Here is a 655-nt window from a genome sequence, read left to right on the forward strand (position 1 = left end):
AGGCCGCCTGGCGGGTCATGAAGATCCAGGCCGAGTTCGTCGAGGGTTTCGACACGCTCGAAGCCGCCGAACTGGGCGACGCCATCGGCGTCTACGGGTCGGCCCGCACCCCGGTCGACTCCGAGGAGTACAAGCTCGGCGTCGAACTGGGCCGCAGGCTCGGGGAGGCCGGGTTCTCGGTCATCACCGGCGGCGGGCCCGGCGCGATGGAGGCCGCCAACCGCGGCACCGCCGACGCGGGCGTCAAATCGGTCGGCCTGGGCATCGAACTGCCCTTCGAGCAGGGCATCAACCCGTACGTGGACATCCAGCTGGACTTCCACTACTTCTTCGTCCGCAAGGTCATGTTCCTGAAGTACTCGTGCGGGTTCTGCGCGCTCCCGGGCGGCTACGGGACCATGGACGAGCTGTTCGAGTCGCTCACGCTGGTGCAGACGCAGAAGGTCGGCAGGTTCCCGATCGCGCTCATCGGCGTGGACTACTGGGGCGGCCTGGTCGAGTGGCTGCGCAAGTCGATGATGGGCGAGGGCAAGATCAGCCCCGAGGACGTGGACCTGGTCCTGGTCACCGACGACCTCGACGAGGCCGTCGACCACATGAAAAAGGCCGACTCGCCGGAGGACTGACCTCAGAGGCTGCGCCTCGGGGCCTTCGG

Annotated in this window: 1 protein-coding gene; it reads left to right on the forward strand. The window is 67.6% G+C overall.

Going from position 1 to position 655, the window contains the following annotated elements; genetic code table 11:
* A partial coding sequence (locus K3N28_RS23180; RefSeq protein WP_228095275.1) for a TIGR00730 family Rossman fold protein occupies window positions 1-626 on the forward strand: 626 nt, incomplete at its 5' end.
* Window positions 627-655 lie beyond the last annotated feature (29 nt).

It is taken from the genome of Glycomyces sp. TRM65418, assembly GCF_019710475.1.
In the GTDB taxonomy this organism is placed as follows: Bacteria; Actinomycetota; Actinomycetes; order Mycobacteriales; family Micromonosporaceae; genus Glycomyces.